Source organism: Amycolatopsis sp. A133 (assembly GCF_031082405.1).
GTDB lineage: Bacteria > Actinomycetota > Actinomycetes > Mycobacteriales > Pseudonocardiaceae > Amycolatopsis.
In genome coordinates this window covers 140924-159387 of sequence record NZ_JAVHJU010000017.1, presented here as the reverse complement: position 1 = coordinate 159387, position 18464 = coordinate 140924, and the positions used below count along the sequence as shown (strand labels likewise).

The window sequence follows — 18464 nt, the reverse complement described above, 5'->3', positions numbered from 1 at the left end:
CGTGGCTTCAGTTCGCGGGCATGTTCGGGTCGAAGGTGAAGATCACCATCGTGCCGACGGCCAGGATCAGCACCATCGAGACGTAGAGCAGGATCTTCAGCCAGAACCGCGTGCTGTCCTTGCGGGCGTAGTCGTCGATGATGACGCGCAGGCCGTTGCCGCCGTGGATCTCGGCGAGCCACAGCATCAGCAGGTCCCAGAACTGCCAGAACGGCGAAGCCCAGCGGCCGGCGACGAAGCCCCAGTTGATCCGGTGCACGCCGCCGTCGAGGATGTTCATGATCAGCAGGTGGCCGAGCACCAGGATGACCAGCGCCATCCCGGAGATCCGCATGAACAGCCAGCTGTAGAGCTCGAAGTTGCTCCGGCGCGCGGCGGGGCGCTTCGGGGAGCGCGGCTTGTCGAGGGTGAGCGACTCGGCCATGTCAGTTACCCCCGAAGAGCATTTCGGCGGTGCGCTTCAGCATGAAGAACGCACCGGGGACCATCACGACGACCCAGACCACGCCGATCACCCAGAGCATCGCCTTCTGCAGCTGCGCGCCCTTCGACCAGAAGTCGACCAGCATGACGCGGATGCCGTTGAGCGCGTGGAAGAGCACCGCGCCGACCAGGCCGACCTCCAGGAGGTTGACGATCGGCGTCTTGTAGGTCTCGATGACCTGGTCGTAGGTGTTCGGCGACACGCGCACCAGCGCGGTGTCGAGCACGTGCACGAACAGGAAGAAGAATGTGAGCACGCCGGTGATGCGGTGCAGGACCCAGGACCACATGCCGGGGTCGCCCCGGTAGAAGGTCCCCTGCCGGCGTGAGGCACCCGCCCGATCGCTCGCCTCTGCCGCTGTGTTGGTCCCCGCCCCCGAAGGGGGCGAACCCACCCCGCTGGCAGTGCTCGCCGTGGTGGACATCGGTGAACGGCCTCCAACGTCTGACTGTGCGCCCGGTGGCCGTGAGGTCCGCAGTCGCCGCGGGAACGGCGGCTATGCCGAAGTCAACGTCATCGAGCCTGGATGAATCGGATGCTAGACCCGCCCCCGGCACGCGGCTCACCTCCGGGTTCCTCTCTGTGATGGACCAGACACCGGTACTCCCGCGCCGCCACCCGTCGGTGTGGTGCAGCGCACTCGGTGGCGCGTCGGCCTTCCCTGTCCCGCTCACCGGTCATCTGACCTCTGCAATATCTGATATCTGATGCGCTACGCCGAAGGGCTGGTGGTTTCCGTGTGTCATTGACCAAGTGCAACACCTCCCTAGCCCTGCTCGGGCAAACATCGGATCTCTCACGATGGGGTGACGTTCTGGTGAGACGACTCGGCTTGGTGATCGCCGTCGCGGCCCTGCTGCCCGTGGTGTCGGTCACGCCCGCGGAAGCACTCCCCGACGGATTGGCGCTCACGCCGCCGATGGGCTTCAACAACTGGAACACCACTGGGTGCGCCGTCGAAGAGCAGCTGATCCGCGACACCGCCGACATCTTCGTCGACAAAGGACTGAAGGCCGCCGGCTACGAGTACGTCAACGTCGACGACTGCTGGGCCGAGCCGTCCCGCGACGCCGACGGGCGCCTGCAGGCGAACAAGGCCCGGTTCCCGAGCGGCATCAAGGCGCTGGCCGGCTACGTCCACGCGAAGGGGCTGAAGTTCGGCATCTACACGAGCGCGGGCACGCTGACCTGCGCGAAGACCATGCCCGGCGCCCTCGACCACGAAGACGTCGACGCGCAGACGTTCGCGGACTGGGGTGTCGACTACCTCAAGTATGACAACTGCAACAACCAGGGCCAGCCCGCGCTCGAGCGCTACACGAAGATGCGCGACGCGCTCCTCAAGACCGGCCGCCCGATCGTGTATTCGCTCTGCGAGTGGGGCGAGAACAAGCCGTGGACGTGGGGCGCCGACGTCGGGCACCTGTGGCGGACCACCGGCGACATCAAGGACAACTGGGCCAAGATGCTCCAGATCCTCAAGGCGAACGCGCCGCTCGCGCCCTACGCCGGGCCGGGGCACGGGAACGATCCCGACATGCTCGAGGTGGGCAACGGCGGGATGACGACCGAGGAGTACCGCTCGCACTTCTCGTTGTGGGCGATGATGGCCGCCCCGCTGCTCATCGGCGCCGACCTGCGCAAGGTGTCGCCGGAGAATTTCGACGTCCTGCGCAACAGCGAGGTCATCGCCCTCGACCAGGACCGCCGCGGTGTCCAGGCCCGGGTGCTGTCCAACCAGGACGGACACTGGGTGTTCGCCAAGCCGCTGTCGAACGGCGACGTGGCGATCGCGCTGTTCAACGAGACGACGTCGAGCGCCACGATCGGCACCACCGCGGCCGCCGCCGGGCTGCCCCGGTCCGCGGGCTACACCGCACGCGACCTCTGGGCGCGCCGCGACCTGCAGACGGCGGGCCGGCTCTCCGCGGTCGTCCCGCCGCACGCGACGGTCGTCTACCGGGTCCACGCGGGCGGCTCGTGGTGGCAGAACGCGCCGCTGGTGAGCACGGGTGTCGAGGTCGTGGCCTCGGTGCCGGGTGTCCCGGGCGAGATCACGCCCGCCGGGCAGCCCTTCGAAGTGAAGGTGTCCGCGACCGACGAGGCCCGCCTGCCGGTGTTCGACCCGCGCGTGACGCTCACCGCGCCCGCGGGCTGGCGGGTCGAGCAGCTGACCCGGCCGCGGGCCGTCGTGCTCGGGACCGGGGAGACCGCGGCCGGCCGCTGGCGGGTGACCCCGCCCGCCGGGGCAGAAGGCACGACGGCGGTGCTGCGCGGCGGCGTCACCTATCGCGCGCTCGGGTTCGGCCGGCTCACCTGGACCGGGGAACAGGGGCTGACCGTCCCGGCGGCGCCGCCCACCACGCCCGCGTGGGCCAGTGACCTGCGCTGGGCGGCGGAGAAGAACGGCTACGGTCCGGTCGAGCGTGACATGTCGAACGGCAGCATCCCGGCCGGCGACGGCAAACCGCTGACCATCAACGGCGTCGGCTACCCGAAGGGTCTCGGGGCGCACGCGCCGAGCGAGGTCGTCTTCTACCTGGGCGGCCGCTGCACGGCGTTCACCGCGGACGTCGGCGTCGACGACGAGCGCGAGGCGACGAACAAGCAGGGCTCGGCGACGTTCGAGGTCTACGCGGACGGGGCGAAGGCGGCGGCCACGGGCGTCCGGACGTGGCAGGACCCGGCGGTGCCGCTGACGGCGGACCTCCACGGGGCCCGGTACCTGCGGCTGGTCGTCACCGACGGCGGGGACGGCAACTCCTGCGACCGCAGCGACTGGGCCGCCGCCCGGCTCACCTGCGGCTGATTCTCGTCATCTCACAGAGTGACCGGCCTGGCCCACTCCTCGGTCAGGCCGGCACACTCCGTGACACGCCGCGGCCTTTTGGGTGGCCCCTCACCCGCACTGAATCAGGGAAAGCTGCGCTGGGGCGGCGCGATGATCACTTTGGGTGTCCGGTTCGTCGCGCGCGCGACTCGCGAGTAAACGTTTGTGTTACGTAGCGTGCCTTTCCTATGGCGCATTCCGGTCCGGCGGGTACGGTCTGGCGGTCGACCCGGCAGTAGGGCCGGGTCGTGCCCTTGACCATCCGCTGGATCAGCGGGGAGGGAGACACACGTTGCGTCGCATGCGTGGAACCGCGCTGGCCGCCGCGGCCATGGCCGGGGTGCTCACCCTGGCCGGGTGCGCCAAGGATTCCGGCGGTGGTAACAGCTCGAACAACACCGCGGCCTCGACGGGCGGTTCCGACTGCGTCACCGCGCAGAAGCCGCCGGCCGCGCCCGCCGCCGCGAGCAGCTCGACCGCCGCCGGTGGCAAGGTCGACGGCAGCAAGCTGAAGATCGGCCTGGCCTTCGACGTCGGCGGCCGGGGTGACGCGTCGTTCAACGACGCCGCCGCCGCGGGCACCGACAAGGCGAAGTCCGACCTCGGCGTGACGACGGTCAGCGAGAGCACCGCCTCCGCCAGCGAGGCCGAGTCGGCCAAGCAGCAGCGCCTCGACCAGATGGCCTCCTCGGGCCTGAACCCGATCATCGCGGTCGGGTTCGCCTACGCGCCGTCGGTCAAGGCCGTCGCGGCCAAGTACCCGAACACCAAGTTCGCCATCGTCGACGACGACTCGATCCAGCTGCCGAACGTGACGTCGCTGGTCTTCGCCGAGGAGCAGGGCTCGTTCCTGGCCGGCGTCGCCGCCGCGTACAAGAGCAAGAACTGCCACATCGGCTTCGTCGGCGGCGTCAACACCCCGCTGATCCAGAAGTTCGAAGCCGGCTTCCTGCAGGGCGCGAAGACCGTTTCGTCCAAGATCAAGATCGAGGACGAGTACCTGACCCCGGCCGGTGACTTCTCCGGGTTCCAGGACCCGCCGAAGGGCAACGCGAAGGCCGCGGCCGAGATCGCCAAGGGCGCGGACGTCATCTACCACGCCGCGGGCGCCTCGGGTAAGGGCGTCTTCGACGCCGCGAAGGCGGGCAACGCGCTGGCCATCGGGGTCGACTCCGACCAGTACAACCAGAAGACCGTCGAGGCCGACAAGGACGTCATCATCACGTCCATGCTCAAGCGCGTCGACGTCGCGGTGTTCGACTACGTCACCGCGCTGGCCAAGGGCGACCTGACGACCCTGCCGAAGCGGTTCGACCTCAAGGTCGACGGCGTCGGCTACGCCACCTCCGGCGGCAAGGTCGACGACATCAAGGACGTCCTGGACGGGTACAAGGCCCAGATCATCTCGGGCGCGATCACCGTTTCGGACAAGCCGCAGAAGTAACTCACTACGCGCCGGGGCTCGGAGGAACTTTTCCTCCGGGCCCCTCACGCGTTTGGACGAGATATGGAATTCTCCCGCCCATGAGCACAGCCGAGGCCCCGGCCGAGGCCGTCCCCGACCGGGGCGCCCCCGCCGTCCAGCTGACCGGGATCACCAAGCGCTTTCCCGGCGTGGTGGCCAACTCCGACGTCAACCTCACCGTCGCTGCCGGCGAGGTGCACGCCATCTGTGGCGAGAACGGCGCCGGCAAGTCCACCCTGATGAAGATCCTGTACGGCATGCAGCCGCCGGACGAGGGCACCATCGCGATCAACGGCGAAGAGGTGAAGCTGCGCAACCCGCAGGACGCCATCCGCGCCGGCATCGGCATGGTGCACCAGCACTTCATGCTCGCCGACAACCTCACCGTCGGCGAGAACGTCTTCCTCGGCGCCGAGGCCCTGCACGGCATCGGCCGCGCCGCCCGCGCGCGGCTGGCCGAGCTCGCCGAGCGGACCGGCCTGCACGCCGAGCCGGAGACGCTGCTGGAGGAGCTCGGCGTCGCCGACCGCCAGCGCGTCGAGATCGTCAAGGTGCTCTACCGCGGGGCGAAGATCATCATCCTGGACGAGCCGACCGCGGTCCTCGTGCCGCAGGAGGTCGACGCGCTCTTCGCGACCGTCCGGGAGATGAAGGCCGACGGCTACACGTTCCTCTTCATCTCGCACAAGCTCGACGAGGTCCGCGCGATCGCCGACACCGTCACGGTGATCCGCCGCGGCACGACCGTCGGGACCGCCGACCCGAAGACCATCACCTCCCGCCAGCTCGCGGAGATGATGGTCGGCTCGGAGCTGCCCAGCCCGGAGACCCGCGAGTCCACGGTCACCGACCGGGACGTGCTGCGGCTGACCGGGCTGACGCTCGGCGCCGAGGGTTCGGGCCGCAACGCGCTCGACGACGTCTCCTTCACCGTGCACGCGGGCGAGGTGCTCGGCGTCGCCGGTGTCGAGGGCAACGGCCAGACCGAGCTCGTCGAGACGATCATGGGCATGCGCAAGCCGTCCGCCGGCACGATCGAGCTGGTCGACGCCGACGGCAAGGCGCGCGACCTGACGAAGGCGGGGACGCTCGCGCGGCGCGAGGCCGGCATCGGCTACATCGCCGAGGACCGCACCCGGCACAGCCTGCTGCTCACGCAACCGTTGTGGGTCAACCGGATCCTCGGCTACCAGACCCGCGAACCGGTCTCGAAGGGACAGCTGCTCGACATCGCCGGCGCCCGCGCCGACACCGAGCGGATCGTGCGCGACTACGACGTCCGCACGCCCGGCATCGACGTCCCGGCCGCGGCCCTGTCGGGCGGCAACCAGCAGAAGCTGATCGTCGGGCGGGAGCTGTCCGGCAACCCGGTGCTGCTCATCGCGTCGCACCCCACGCGTGGCGTCGACGTCGGCGCGCAGGCGCTGATCTGGGAGAACATCCGCCAGGCCCGGGCCGCCGGCCTCGCCGTGCTGCTCATCTCCGCCGACCTCGACGAGCTGATCGGCCTGTCGGACACGATCCGCGTCATGCTGCGCGGGCGGCTCGTCACCGAGGCCGACCCCGCCACCGTGACGCCGCAGGAACTGGGCTCGGCGATGACCGGCGCAGGAGAGGGTGACGGCGAATGACTTCCTGGCGCACAAAACTGCTGCCGCCGCTGCTGGCGATCGTCTTCGCCGTGCTGCTGTCGGCGATCGCGCTGATCATCTCCGGGGCCGACCCCCTGGAGGCGTACGGCACGATGATCGGCCAGATGTTCAAGGGCTCGACCGCGGTCGACACCGTGAACCTGGCGACGGTCTACTACCTGTCCGGGCTCGCCGTCGCCATCGGCTTCCAGATGAACCTGTTCAACATCGGGGTCGAGGGCCAGTACCGGTTCGCCGCCGTCGTCGCGGCCATCGCCGGTGGCGCGATGAAGCTGCCGCCGGTGATCCACGTGCTGGCGATCCTGGTGGTCGCGGTCGTGGCGGGCATGGCCTACGCGGCGGTCCCGGCGATCCTCAAGGTCACCCGCGGGGTCAGCGAGGTCATCTCGACGATCATGCTCAACGCGATCGTCGCCGGGATCATCGCCTACCTCATCAACGCCGACCAGTTCGGCGTGCAGACCGGCAACAACATCGGCACCCGCGTGATCGAGCCTTCGGGGCGGATCCCGGGCATCCCGCTCGGCTCGGGCACGCTCTTCGGGTTCGTGTTCATCGCCGCGATCGTCGGCGCCGCCTACTGGTTCATGCTCAACCGCACCCGGTTCGGCTTCGAGCTCAAGGCGTCCGGCGAATCCACCACCGCGGCCGCCGCGGGTGGCGTCAACGCCAAGAAGATGACGCTGATCGCGATGCTGCTCTCCGGTGGCGTCGCCGGTCTGGTCGCCATGCCGGAACTGCTCGGCCGCGACTTCAGCTACGGCATCACCGCGACGCAGATGTACGGCTTCACCGGCATCGCGGTCGCGCTGCTCGGCCGCAACCACCCCGGCGGCATCGCGCTCGGCGCGCTGCTGTGGGCGTTCCTCGACACCTCCGCGGTGTCGCTGGAGCAGATCAACGTGTCCAAGGAGATCGCGACGATCATGCAGGGCATCATCGTGCTGTCGGTCGTCGTGGCGTACGAGATCGTGCGGCGCGCCGACCTCGCGGCCGAACAACGCAGGGTCGGGCGCGCACTCGCCGGCCGCAAGGGTTCCTCGGTCGCCGAAGGGGGTGCGGTGTGATCACCGACGTCGCTCCCGAGTCCGGCTCGACCATGCCGGTGCAGCGCAAGCGCGGCCGGATCCCCGGCTGGCTCCGCGGGGTCATCTGGGCCGTGATCGCCATCGCCGTCGTCTCCGCGGCGTCCTACTCCACCGGCGTCGCCGCGCTGACGTCGTCGAACACCGCGCAGACGGCGTTGCGCCTGGCGCTGCCGATCCTGCTGTGCGCGCTGGGCGGCCTCTGGGCCGAACGCGCGGGCGTGGTGAACATCGGTCTCGAGGGCATGATGATCCTCGGCACCTGGGGCGCGGCCTGGGGTTCCTACTACGGCGGCGTGTGGTCCGGCCTGCTGGCCGCGCTCGTCTTCGGCGCGCTGGGCGGGCTGCTGCACGCGGTGGCGACGGTGACGTTCAACGTCAACCACATCGTCTCCGGCGTCGCGATCAACCTGCTCGGCCTCGGCGTCACGAAGTACCTGGCGAACCTGATCTTCGCGCCGATCTCGGGCAACCCGCGGCAGTCGCCGGTGGTGCCGAAGTTCGACACCTACTCGGCGTCGTTCCTCTCGGACTGGCTGGGTGACCTGGAGAAGGAGCAGCGGGTCGGAATCTCCGACGTCGCCGGCATCCTGCGCGGGCTCGTCACCGAAGTCGCGCCGCTGACGATGATCGCGATCGTCCTGGTGCCGGTGAGCTTCTGGGTGCTCTGGCGGACGCGCTTCGGCCTGCGGCTGCGTTCCTGCGGCGAGAACCCGGTGGCGGCCGAGTCGCTCGGCGTCAACGTGTACCTGCACAAGTACGTCGCCGTGATCATTTCGGGTGCGTTCGCCGGCATGGGTGGCGCTTCGCTGGTGCTGCTGCGCGGCGGCGCGGACTACCTGGAGAACCAGACGAACGGCCGCGGGTACATCGGCCTGGCGGCGATGATCTTCGGCAACTGGCGGCCGGGCGGTCTGCTCGGCGGCGCGGCGCTGTTCGGTTACGCGGACGGCCTGCAGCTCGCCGGCGGCGGCGAAGCGGTGCTCGCGCTGCTGTACGGCGCGGTGATCCTGGTCGCCGTGATCGTCGTTGTGCAGCTGTTCCGGAAGCAGTGGATCGCGGCCGGGCTCGGCGTCGTCGGCGCGGGCGTGCTGTACGCGATCTACTGGTCCAACGACACGCTGTCGTCGGACCTGATCCCGTACACCGCGCACTTCGTGACGCTGATCGTGCTGGCCGTGGCTTCGCAGCGGCTGCGGCCGCCGAAGGCCGACGGGCAGCCGTACCGACGGGGTGAAGACTGATGACGTCTACAGTGGACTGGGACGCTCTGCGTTCCCAGGCGATCGAAGCGGCTTCCCACGCGTACGCGCCTTATTCGGGGCTGCACGTCGGAGTCGCCGGGATCGTCGACGACGGCCGGGTCGTGACCGGGTGCAACGTCGAGAACGCTTCCTACGGGCTCGGGCTGTGCGCGGAGTGCACGATGGCCGGGCAGCTGCGGCTGTCCGGCGGCGGGCGGCTGGTCGCCGTCGCGTGCCGCAGCGGCGCGGGTGACCTGCTGATGCCGTGCGGGCGCTGCCGGCAGATCCTGTTCGAGCTCGGCGGATCTCCGTGCCTGGTGGACACGCCCAGCGGGATCCTGCCGATGTCCGACGTCCTGCCGGACGCCTTCGGCCCGGACGACCTGCCGTGACCGGGTTCGCGGCGGTCGACGTCATCCGGACCAAGCGGGACGGCGGGACGCTGTCCGACGAGCAGATCGACTGGGTCGTCGACGCCTACACCCACGGGGTCGTGGCCGAAGAGCAGATGTCGGCGCTGGCGATGGCGATCTTCCTGCGGGGGATGTCCACCGCCGAGATCTCGCGGTGGACGCGCGCGATGATCGCGTCGGGGGAGCGGCTGTCGCTTTCGGTGTCGCGCCCGACGGTGGACAAGCACTCGACGGGCGGCGTCGGCGACAAGATCACGCTGCCGCTGGCGCCGTTGGTGGCGGCGTGCGGCGCGGCGGTGCCGCAGCTCTCCGGACGCGGGCTCGGCCACACGGGCGGAACGCTCGACAAGCTGGAGTCGATCCCGGGCTGGCGGGCCGCACTGTCCACTTCGGAGATCGCGGCCCAGCTGGAGGACGTCGGCGCGGTGATCTGCGCGGCGACGTCCGGGCTGGCACCGGCGGACAAGAAGCTGTACGCGCTGCGGGACGTGACGTCGACGGTGGAGTCGATCCCGCTGATCGCCAGCTCGATCATGAGCAAGAAGATCGCCGAAGGCGCGTCCGGGCTGGTCCTGGACGTGAAGTTCGGGTCGGGCGCGTTCATGAAGTCGTTGGACCAGGCGCGGTCGCTGGCTTCCGCGCTGACCTCGATCGGCGCCGATCACGGCGTCCCGACGACGGCGTTGCTGACTGACATGAACGTCCCGCTGGGCCGGGCGGTCGGGAACGCGGTGGAGGTCGCGGAGTCGGTCTCGGTGCTTCAGGGCGGCGGCCCTTCGGACGTGGTCGCGCTGACTCTCGCTTTGGCACGGGAGATGTTGGCCCTCGCGGGTCTCGACGTGGACCCGGCGGCCGTGCTGGCCTCGGGCGAGGCGTACGAGGTCTGGTGCCGGATGATCTCGGCCCAGGGCGGCGACCCGTCGGCGCCGTTGCCCACGCCCGCTCACGTGCACACGGTAGTTGCTCCGGCTTCGGGCGTGCTGGCTTCGCTGGACGCGTACGCGGTCGGCGTCGCGGCATGGCGGCTCGGCGCGGGCCGGGCCCGCAAGGAGGACCCGGTCCAGGCCGCGGCGGGCATCCTCTGCCTCGCCAAGCCGGGCGACCCGGTCTCGGCCGGCGACCCCCTGCTGGAGCTGCACACGGACACGCCTGCCGTGGTCCCCGCGGCCCTGGCGGCCCTGGACGGCGGCTTCACGATCGCCGCGTCGGCGCCTTCGCCGGGCCCGATCGTCGCGGAGACCATCCGCAGCTAGCCGGACTGTGACGATCATCGCGAAGATGACCCATCCGGAGCTTTCACGTGAAAGCTCCGACCTGGGGCCCGCACTTTCACGTGAAAGTGAACCGGAGGAGTTGCCTCCGGAACGTGAGAAGGCCCCCATCGGCGTGTGCCGGTGGGGGCCTTCTTGCGGGGCTGGGGTTACTCCGTGGCTTCTTCCGAGTCTTCGCTCGGCTTGGCCTTGGTGTCGGCCGGCTTGGGGGCGCGGCCGTTGCGGGAGCTGCGACGCGGCTGGCGCGGGGCCGGCGGGGGCGGGGCGATCTGCTGGACCGCCGGTCCGCCGCCGAGCATCAGTTCCGCGAACGTCGCCATCGCCTCGTCGAGCTGGCCGCCGATGCGGCGGACGCTCTCGTCGTTGCTCCGGCGGACCAGCGAGTCGACCGAGTCGGTGTCCGGCTGCTTCGACAGCGTGCCTTCGACCTTCGACAGCCCGGCCTTGAGCGCGCCGTCGAGGTCGCCGATGCCGGACAGGAAGCCGTCCTCCACCTTGTCGAGGCGGGAGGCCAGGTCGTCCAGGCGGGTGGTGACCGTTTCGAGCCGGTTGCCCAGGTTCTCCAGCCGGTCGGACGCGTCGATCATCTCGCCGGTCTCGGTCAGCGCGACCTTGAGCGCCTCGGTGTTGGCGTCGATCCGCTCGTGCGTGGTGCGGCCCAGCTCGCCGACGCGCTCCTGCGTGACGCGGCTCAGCTCGTCGACCTTGCCCCGCAGCTCGTGGTCGGTGTGGTCGACGCGGTCGCGCAGCGACGCCTCGGCCTGCTCGATCCGCTCGCGGACCGGGCCGGTGACCGACTGCGGCAGCGCCTCGATCTTCGTGTCCTGCTTGTCGAGGTGCCCGCCCAGCTCGTCGATCCGGCGGTGGATGTTCTGGAGCTTGTCCTCGAGCCCGTCCATCCGGCCGGCGACGCCTTCGAAGCGCGCGGCGACGCCGTCGAGACGGCCGTCGAGCTGCGCGAAGGGCTTGGCGAGCTTGTCGACGATGCTCTCGACCGCGCGGGTCAGCGCGGCGATCGCGGTGTCCTGCGCCTCGAGGCGGGACATCGTCTCGTCGAGGCGCTCGGCCAGGACGCCGACCTCGGTGCGGTCGGGCATCTCGGACAGCCGCTTGCGGACCGCGCCCAGCGAGTCCACCGGCGCGAGGCGGGCGTAGATGTCGTCGAGCGCGTCGAAGATCTGCTGCTGCTCGCTCTCACGCACTTCGGCCGCGCGCACCAGCATGTTGCGCATCCGGTCGAAGGACGGGGCGGCAATGTGGTTGTCAGTGGTCACTGCTGTGTGTCCTTCGTCGGCGGGGAAATGGAGGGACGTGCCACGAAGCTTATCGATTGCGAAATTGCTGTGCGTATGGCCCCCGTGAAGTGCCTATTGCGGAGGCCGCCCCCGGATGGCCGATTCGTCACCTGATCGTCGACGCTGAGGGTGAACCCGAACCTGAGAGTTACGGCCATGTAGGGGAATGACAACAAGGTTACCGTTGGGGGATGCCTGACGAAAGCCCTGTTCTGCCCACCGAGACACTCCGCCGCGCACCCAAGGTGCTGCTGCACGACCACCTCGACGGCGGCCTGCGCCCGGCGACCGTCGCCGAGCTCGCCGACGCCACCGGTTATGCCGGTCTGCCCACCACCGACCCGGCCGAGCTGGGCAGCTGGTTCCGCCGGGCGGCCGACTCCGGCTCGCTCGTTTCCTACCTCGAGACCTTCGCGCACACCTGCGGGGTGATGCAGACGGAGGAAGCGCTGGTCAGGGTCGCCGCGGAGGCGGTGGAGGACCTGGCCGCCGACGGCGTCGTCTACGCCGAGGTGCGCTACGCACCGGAGTTGTTCGTCGAACGCGGTCTGTCACTCGATGCGGTGGTCGAGGCCGTTCAAGCGGGGTTCACGGAGGGCACCCGGCGGGTGGCCGCGAACGGCGGCACCATCCGCGTCGCGACGTTGCTCTGCGCGATGCGCCAGCACGCCCGGGCGCTCGAGATCGCGAACCTGGCCGTCCGCTACCGCGACGCCGGCGTCGCCGGGTTCGACATCGCCGGGCCGGAAGACGGATTCCCGCCGACCCGCAATCTCGACGCGTTCGAATACCTGCGTCTCAACAATGCGCATTTCACCATTCACGCGGGCGAAGCCTTCGGTTTACCGTCCATTTGGGAAGCGATTCAGCACTGCGGCGCCGAGCGGCTCGGGCACGGCGTGCGCATCGTCGAGGACATCAAGACCGACGCGGACGGCACGGTCCACCTTGGACGGTTGGCCGCGTACGTCCGCGACCGCCGCATCCCCCTGGAGATCTGCCCGACGTCGAACGTCCAAACAGGCACGGTCCGCTCGATCGCCGAGCACCCCATCGGCCTGCTCGCCAAGCTGCGCTTCCGGGTGACCGTGAACACGGACAACCGGCTGATGAGCGGATGCACGATGACCAGCGAATTCGCTGCGCTGCACGAGACGTTCGGCTATGGTATCGACGACTTCCGCTGGTTCACCATCAACGCGATGAAATCCGCGTTCATCGATTTCGACGCCCGGCTCGCGCTGATCGACGACGTGATCAAGCCCGGGTACGCCGCACTGGCCTGACCTTCCCCGCTGAGGACCGCAACTTGCTTGCGGTCCTTAGCCATGCCAACTATTGTTCAACATGTAGGAAGTATTTCTCATAATTTGAGACGGTGGCGAAGATGGCGCAGGTCGCGGGCGGTGCGGGTGAGCAGGTGCAGGCCAGTTCACGGCGGTGGCTCATCCTCGCGCTCGGCCTCGCCGCGCAGACCGCGAGCTGCTCCTTCCTTTACGGCATCCCGTTCCTGGTCCCGGCCATGCGCGCGGCGGAGGGGCTGACGCTGGCCGAGGCGGGCACGGTCGTCGCGGCGCCGAGCATCGGGCTGCTGTTCACCCTGATCGTGTGGGGCGCGGCTGCGGACCGTTACGGAGAACGCCTCATCATGGCGCTGGGTCTGGGCGCCTCAGGGTTACTCCTGGTGTACGCGGGGGCAGGAAATCACCCGGTCGGGCTCCTCTTTGGGGTGTTCTTGGCGGCCGGCGCCTGCACGGCCTCGGTGAACGCGGCGAGCGGCCGCGTCGTGATGGGCTGGTTCGCGAAGTCCGAGCGGGGCGTGGCGATGGGGATCCGCCAGACGGCCCAGCCGCTCGGCGTCGGTGTCGCCGCGCTGGGGCTGCCGCCGCTGACCGCCCACTTCGGCTTCCGCGCGGCGATCCTGCTGCCGGCGGCGCTCGCGATCGTCGTGGCGCTGCTGGTGGCGTGGCTGGTGACGGACCCGCCGCGGCCGCCTCGATCGGCTTCGGGGGTGAAGCCGCCGTCGCCGTACCGGCATTCGGCGCTGTGGCGGGTGCACGGGGCGAGCGCGCTGCTGGTGGTGCCGCAGTTCGCGGTGTCGGCGTTCGCACCGGTGTACCTGGTGGCGGTGCAGCACTGGAGCCCGCTGTCGGCGGGCTGGTACCTGGCGGCGGTCCAGGTGCTCGGCGCCGCCGGGCGGCTGGGGTCGGGCTGGTGGTCCGACCGGGTCGGCAGCCGCCTGCGCCCGATGCGGCAGCTCGCTTTTGCCAGCTGCTCGGTGATGCTGCTGGTGGCGTTGGGCGACGCTTCGTGGCCCTGGCTGGTCCTGCTGGCGCTCGCCTTGGCGGGGGTGATCACGGTGGCGGACAACGGCCTGGGTTTCACGGCGTCGGCCGAGCTGGCGGGCTTGGCGTGGTCGGGGCGCGCGATGGGCACGCAGAACACGGGCCAGAACATCGCGGCCTCGCTGACCCCGCCGCTACTGGGCTTGGTGATCGGCGACAGCAGGTACGCGCTCGCGTTCTGCGTGGCGGCGATCTTCCCGGCGCTGGCGGTGGCGGTGGTCCCGACCCGCGCGGAGCGCGAACACGACTGAGGGCCCGCGGGGCGCCCCCCGTCTCCAGCGTATCGGCCGCCTACGACGGAAACCGGCCGCCGACGCCGGCCGCGGGCCCGGTTGTCCACATCCCGGCCAGGCTGTGGATGGCTCCGGGCGCGTTACCCCGCCCACGACGAAGGCCGCCTCCCCAACCACGGGAGGCGGCCTTCGGCCAACCGGAAACTCAAGCCACCGTCAGGCGGTTCTCGAACGTCTCCACCAGCTTGCGCCAAGCGCCCTGCTCGGCGTCGAACGGGGCCGACGGCTCGAGGCGCGTGGGGTCCGGGCGCAGCACGAACGACACCAGCCAGCCCAGGCTTTCGTTGCCCGCCAGTGCCGTCTCGGCCGAGTCGTCGCCCGCCCACTCCGCCGCGTCCGTGATCAGCTCGACCGCCAGTTCCAGCTGCGTCGGGTCGATCGCCTCCGGGCCCTCCGCGATGTCCGCGTCCAGGCCCGTCAGCACGTACGTGTTCTCCGGGTCGACCTCGATTTCGAGTTCGCCCGCCGTCGCCTTCGCCAGTACCTCGTCCCACGTGGACACGTCGGCCAGATCCGTGTCGGCCAGGTCCTTGCCGTCGGCGAGGGCCCGGGCGAGCGCGCCCGTGGACGTGAACACGTCGATCTCGCCCTCGCTGCCCAGGAACACCGGCGCGTCGTCGAGGTAGCAGCGCAGCGTGTAGTACTCCGCGCCGGACGTGATGATCTTGATCGGGTCGATGCCGACCTCGGCCCAGAAGCCGACCGGGCCCTCCTCCTCGACCGCATCCGGCTCGTCGTCCGAAGAATCGACGTCCAGTGCTTCGAGGTCCTCTTCGCCCTCGGTGCCGGCCTCGGCCTCGGCGGACTCCTCGTGGAACGCCGCCAGCTCCTCGGCGGTCTGCTCCAGCACCTTCTCGTCGACCTCCGGCTGGGTCACCAGGCCGTCGATCGCGTCGAGCACGCTGTCCCACTTCTGCGACACCGTCTCGGACAGGTCGTTCCACACCTGCACGCCGACGCTGCCGGTGAACGGCAGCGTGCCCTGGTCGAGCAGCGAGAAGCCCTCGGTCGAGTCGAGGATCTCGTGGACCTCTTCGAGGTCGCAGACGTCGGCGAGCGACCGCACGATGCCGACGATCTCCGCCAGCTCGGCGATGTGCCAGACGTCCGGCTCCTCGGCGACGAGCTCCGGCACGCCGACGAGGTCGTACGTGTGGTCCTCGTCCGGGATCAGCTCGGGCACGTTCAGCGACGGCACCGCGTCCCAGGCCGGGTGGTCGAGCAGGTCGTGCCGCTCGGACGTGCGGACGAAGGCGGCCAGGTGAGCGGCGTCGGGGAAGGCGTACAGGTCGTCCTCGTCGCCGAGGAACGCTTCCCACTCCTCGCCGTCTTCCCGCCAGCGCGGCGCCCACAGGGTGACGACGTCGCCCTGCGGCAGGCCGAGTTCGATCGGGATGATGTCCTGTGCCATTCCTAAGCCCTCCGGAGTACCGCCCGTGTGCGCGCGGGACTGTAAGTATCACCCAGTCGACGCGCGGTACCGCGAAGCCTACGGGTTTCGCACTCGCGATGCGATCGCCCCTGCCGACTTTGCGACGAGCGGATGGCACGATGGACGTCTGATGACTCTCACAGACCTCCTGCCTGCGGATCCCGACGCTGACGCCCTCTTCGAAGCCTTCACCACCTGGACGGCCGAACGGGGCATCGAGCTGTACCCGGCGCAGGAGGAGGCGGTGATGGAGGTCGTCTCCGGATCGAACGTCATCCTCTCGACGCCGACCGGCTCCGGGAAGAGCCTCGTCGCCGTCGGCGCGCACTTCACCGCGCTCGCCCAAGGCCGCCGCAGCTACTACACCGCGCCCATCAAGGCCCTCGTCTCGGAGAAGTTCTTCCAGCTCATCGACATCTTCGGCGCCGAGAACGTCGGGATGATGACCGGCGACTCCAGCGTCAACCCGGACGCGCCGATCATCTGCTGCACGGCCGAGATCCTGGCGAACATCGCGTTGCGGTTCGGTGCCGAGGCCCCCGTCGGGCAGGTCGTGGCCGACGAGTTCCACTTCTACTCCGAGCCCGACCGCGGCTGGGCCTGGCAGGTGCCGATCCTCGAGCTGCCCAAGGCCCAGTTCGTCCTCATGTCGGCGACCCTGGGCGACGTGTCCTTCTTCGAAAAGGACCTCACCCGCCGCACCGGCAAGCCGACCGCCGTCGTCACGTCGGCGCAGCGCCCGGTGCCGCTGACCTTCCGGTACGCGCTCACGCCGCTGCACGAGACCATGTCCGAGCTGCTCAACGGCGGCCAGGCGCCGGTCTACGTCGTGCACTTCTCGCAGGCCGCGGCCATCGAACGCGCGCAGACGCTGATGAGCATCAACGTCACGACCAAGGCCGAGAAGGAGGCCATCGCCGAGCTGATCGGCGACTTCCGGTTCTCCGCCGGCTTCGGCAAGACGCTCTCGCGGCTGGTCCGCCACGGCATCGGCGTCCACCACGCCGGGATGCTGCCGAAGTACCGGCGGCTGGTCGAGACCCTGGCCCAGTCCGGGCTGCTCAAGGTGATCTGCGGGACCGACACCCTCGGCGTCGGCATCAACGTGCCGATCCGGACGGTCGTCTTCTCCGCGCTCACGAAGTACGACGGCGTCCGCCAGCGCCACCTCAAGGCGCGGGAGTTCCACCAGATCGCCGGCCGGGCCGGGCGCGCGGGCTACGACACCGACGGTTACGTCGTCGTCCAGGCCCCCGACCACGTCGTCGAGAACGCCAAGGCCCTCGAGAAGGCGGGCGACGACCCGAAGAAGAAAAAGAAGATCGTCCGGAAGAAGGCCCCCGAGGGGTTCGTCAACTGGACGGAGAGCACGTTCGACCGGCTCATCGCGGCCGACCCCGAGCCGCTGACGTCCAGCTTCAAGGTCACGCACTCGATGCTGCTGAACGTGATCTCGCGGCCGGGCAACGCCTTCGAATCGATGCGGCACCTGCTCGAGGACAACCACGAGGACCGGCCGTCGCAGCGCAAGCTCATCCTGCGCGCCATCGCGATCTACCGCGCGCTGCTCGCCGCCGGCGTCGTCGAACGGCTGCCCGAACCGGACGAGCAGGGCCGGATCATCCGGCTCACCGTCGACCTGCAGTTCGACTTCGCCCTCAACCAGCCGCTTTCGCCGTTCGCCCTGGCCGCGATCGAGCTGTTCGACCTCGAGTCGCCGAGCTACGCGCTCGACGTCGTGTCCGTTGTGGAATCCACAGTGGACAACCCGCGGCCGGTGCTCTCGCAGCAGCAGTTCAAGGCCCGCGGCGAGGCCGTGCAGGCGATGAAGGCCGAAGGCATCGAGTACGACGAGCGCATGGAGCTGCTCGAGAACGTCAGCTACCCGAAGCCGCTCGAAGAGCTGCTGCAGGGCGCGTTCCACAGCTACCGGCAGGGCCACCCGTGGGTCGCCGACCACGAGCTGTCGCCGAAGTCGGTCGTGCGGGACATGTACGAGCGCGCGATGAACTTCGTCGAGTACATCGGCTTCTACCAGCTCGCCCGCTCGGAAGGGCTGGTGCTGCGCTACCTCACGGACGTCTACGACTCGTTGCGCCACACGGTCCCGGACGAGGCGAAGACCGAGTCGCTGCAGGACCTCATCGAGTGGCTCGGCGAGCTCGTCCGCCAGGTCGACTCGAGTCTCTTGGACGAGTGGGAGGCGCTGCGCCACCCGTCGGAAGAAGGCCCGGTGTCGCACCGGCCGCCGGAGCTGCCGCCGGCCGTCACGCGCAACGAGCGCGCGTTCCGCGTCCTGGTCCGCAACGAGCTGTTCCGCCGGGTCGAGCTGTTCGCGCGGCGGGCGTGGAACGTGCTCGGCGAGCTGGACGCGGAGTCCGGGTGGGACGCCGACGCGTGGGAAGACGCCATCGAGGACTACTTCGAGGAGTACGACTCGCTCGGCACCGGCCCGGACGCGCGCGGCCCGCAGCTGCTGCTGATCGAGCAGCAGCCGGCCGTCTGGAAGGTGCGGCAGATCTTCGACGACCCGGCGGGCGACCACGACTGGGGCATCAGCGCCGAGGTCGACCTGGCCGCGTCGGACGAGGCCGGGATGGCGGTCGTCCGGGTGACCGAGGTGGGCGCGCACTGAGCCGCGCCCGGCTCCGAGGC

General features: G+C 69.8%; 14 protein-coding genes. 10 read left to right on the top strand and 4 right to left on the bottom strand.

Annotated features, from left to right (window positions below):
• Positions 1 to 7 precede the first annotated feature (7 nt).
• Together Q5425_RS16155 and sdhC are read right to left on the bottom strand one after the other, a co-directional pair.
• Positions 8 to 424, bottom strand: coding sequence for a succinate dehydrogenase hydrophobic membrane anchor subunit (locus Q5425_RS16155; RefSeq protein ID WP_308673038.1), 417 nt, complete (start codon positions 422 to 424; stop codon positions 8 to 10).
• 1 nt (position 425) lies between these two features.
• Positions 426 to 908 (bottom strand): succinate dehydrogenase, cytochrome b556 subunit, encoded by a 483-nt coding sequence (gene sdhC, locus Q5425_RS16150; protein WP_308673037.1) that lies wholly within the window; start codon positions 906 to 908, stop codon positions 426 to 428.
• Positions 909 to 1301: 393 nt separating this feature from the next.
• Between sdhC and Q5425_RS16145 the strand changes: the two genes are divergently transcribed.
• The 7 genes from Q5425_RS16145 to Q5425_RS16115 all read left to right on the top strand — a co-directional run bounded on the left by Q5425_RS16145 (position 1302) and on the right by Q5425_RS16115 (position 10426).
• Positions 1302 to 3293 (top strand): NPCBM/NEW2 domain-containing protein, encoded by a 1992-nt coding sequence (locus Q5425_RS16145; RefSeq protein ID WP_308673036.1) that lies wholly within the window; start codon positions 1302 to 1304, stop codon positions 3291 to 3293.
• A gap of 322 nt (positions 3294 to 3615) precedes the next feature.
• Positions 3616 to 4758: a BMP family ABC transporter substrate-binding protein gene (locus Q5425_RS16140; protein ID WP_308673035.1), complete on the top strand. Its 1143-nt coding sequence runs from the start codon at positions 3616 to 3618 to the stop codon at positions 4756 to 4758.
• An 80-nt stretch (positions 4759 to 4838) separates the two neighbouring features.
• Complete coding sequence (locus Q5425_RS16135) at positions 4839 to 6410, top strand: ABC transporter ATP-binding protein (protein WP_308673034.1); 1572 nt, start codon at positions 4839 to 4841, stop codon at positions 6408 to 6410.
• The gene (locus Q5425_RS16130; protein WP_308673033.1) at positions 6407 to 7498 is read left to right on the top strand and encodes an ABC transporter permease; all 1092 of its coding nucleotides are present in this window, start codon (positions 6407 to 6409) and stop codon (positions 7496 to 7498) included. The genes Q5425_RS16135 and Q5425_RS16130 overlap by 4 nt, the downstream gene beginning before the upstream one ends.
• 32 nt (positions 7499 to 7530) lie before the next feature.
• Positions 7531 to 8760 carry an ABC transporter permease gene (locus Q5425_RS16125; protein ID WP_308673116.1) on the top strand — a complete coding sequence of 410 codons (1230 nt, stop codon included), beginning with the start codon at positions 7531 to 7533 and terminating at the stop codon, positions 8758 to 8760.
• A complete protein-coding gene (locus tag Q5425_RS16120) occupies positions 8760 to 9152 on the top strand; it encodes a cytidine deaminase (RefSeq protein WP_308673032.1) in 393 nt (130 codons plus the stop codon). Before Q5425_RS16125 ends, Q5425_RS16120 begins: the two co-directional genes overlap by 1 nt.
• A complete protein-coding gene (locus Q5425_RS16115; RefSeq protein WP_308673031.1) occupies positions 9149 to 10426 on the top strand; it encodes a thymidine phosphorylase in 1278 nt (425 codons plus the stop codon). Before Q5425_RS16120 ends, Q5425_RS16115 begins: the two co-directional genes overlap by 4 nt.
• Positions 10427 to 10593: 167 nt before the next feature.
• On the opposite strand, the gene Q5425_RS16110 is transcribed toward Q5425_RS16115, so the two are convergent.
• Positions 10594 to 11718, bottom strand: coding sequence for a PA containing protein (locus Q5425_RS16110; RefSeq protein ID WP_308673030.1), 1125 nt, complete (start codon positions 11716 to 11718; stop codon positions 10594 to 10596).
• A 212-nt stretch (positions 11719 to 11930) separates the two neighbouring features.
• On the opposite strand from Q5425_RS16110, the gene Q5425_RS16105 reads away from it, so the two are divergent.
• Positions 11931 to 13025 (top strand): adenosine deaminase, encoded by a 1095-nt coding sequence (locus Q5425_RS16105; protein ID WP_308673029.1) that lies wholly within the window; start codon positions 11931 to 11933, stop codon positions 13023 to 13025.
• Positions 13026 to 13126: 101 nt separating this feature from the next.
• Positions 13127 to 14335 (top strand): MFS transporter, encoded by a 1209-nt coding sequence (locus tag Q5425_RS16100; protein ID WP_308673115.1) that lies wholly within the window; start codon positions 13127 to 13129, stop codon positions 14333 to 14335.
• A 187-nt stretch (positions 14336 to 14522) separates the two neighbouring features.
• Here the strand turns inward: Q5425_RS16100 and Q5425_RS16095 are convergent, their stop codons facing one another.
• Complete coding sequence (locus Q5425_RS16095; RefSeq protein ID WP_308673028.1) at positions 14523 to 15788, bottom strand: primosomal protein; 1266 nt, start codon at positions 15786 to 15788, stop codon at positions 14523 to 14525.
• 151 nt (positions 15789 to 15939) lie between these two features.
• Between Q5425_RS16095 and Q5425_RS16090 the strand changes: the two genes are divergently transcribed.
• Complete coding sequence (locus Q5425_RS16090) at positions 15940 to 18444, top strand: DUF3516 domain-containing protein (protein ID WP_308673027.1); 2505 nt, start codon at positions 15940 to 15942, stop codon at positions 18442 to 18444.
• Positions 18445 to 18464: the final 20 nt, after the last annotated feature.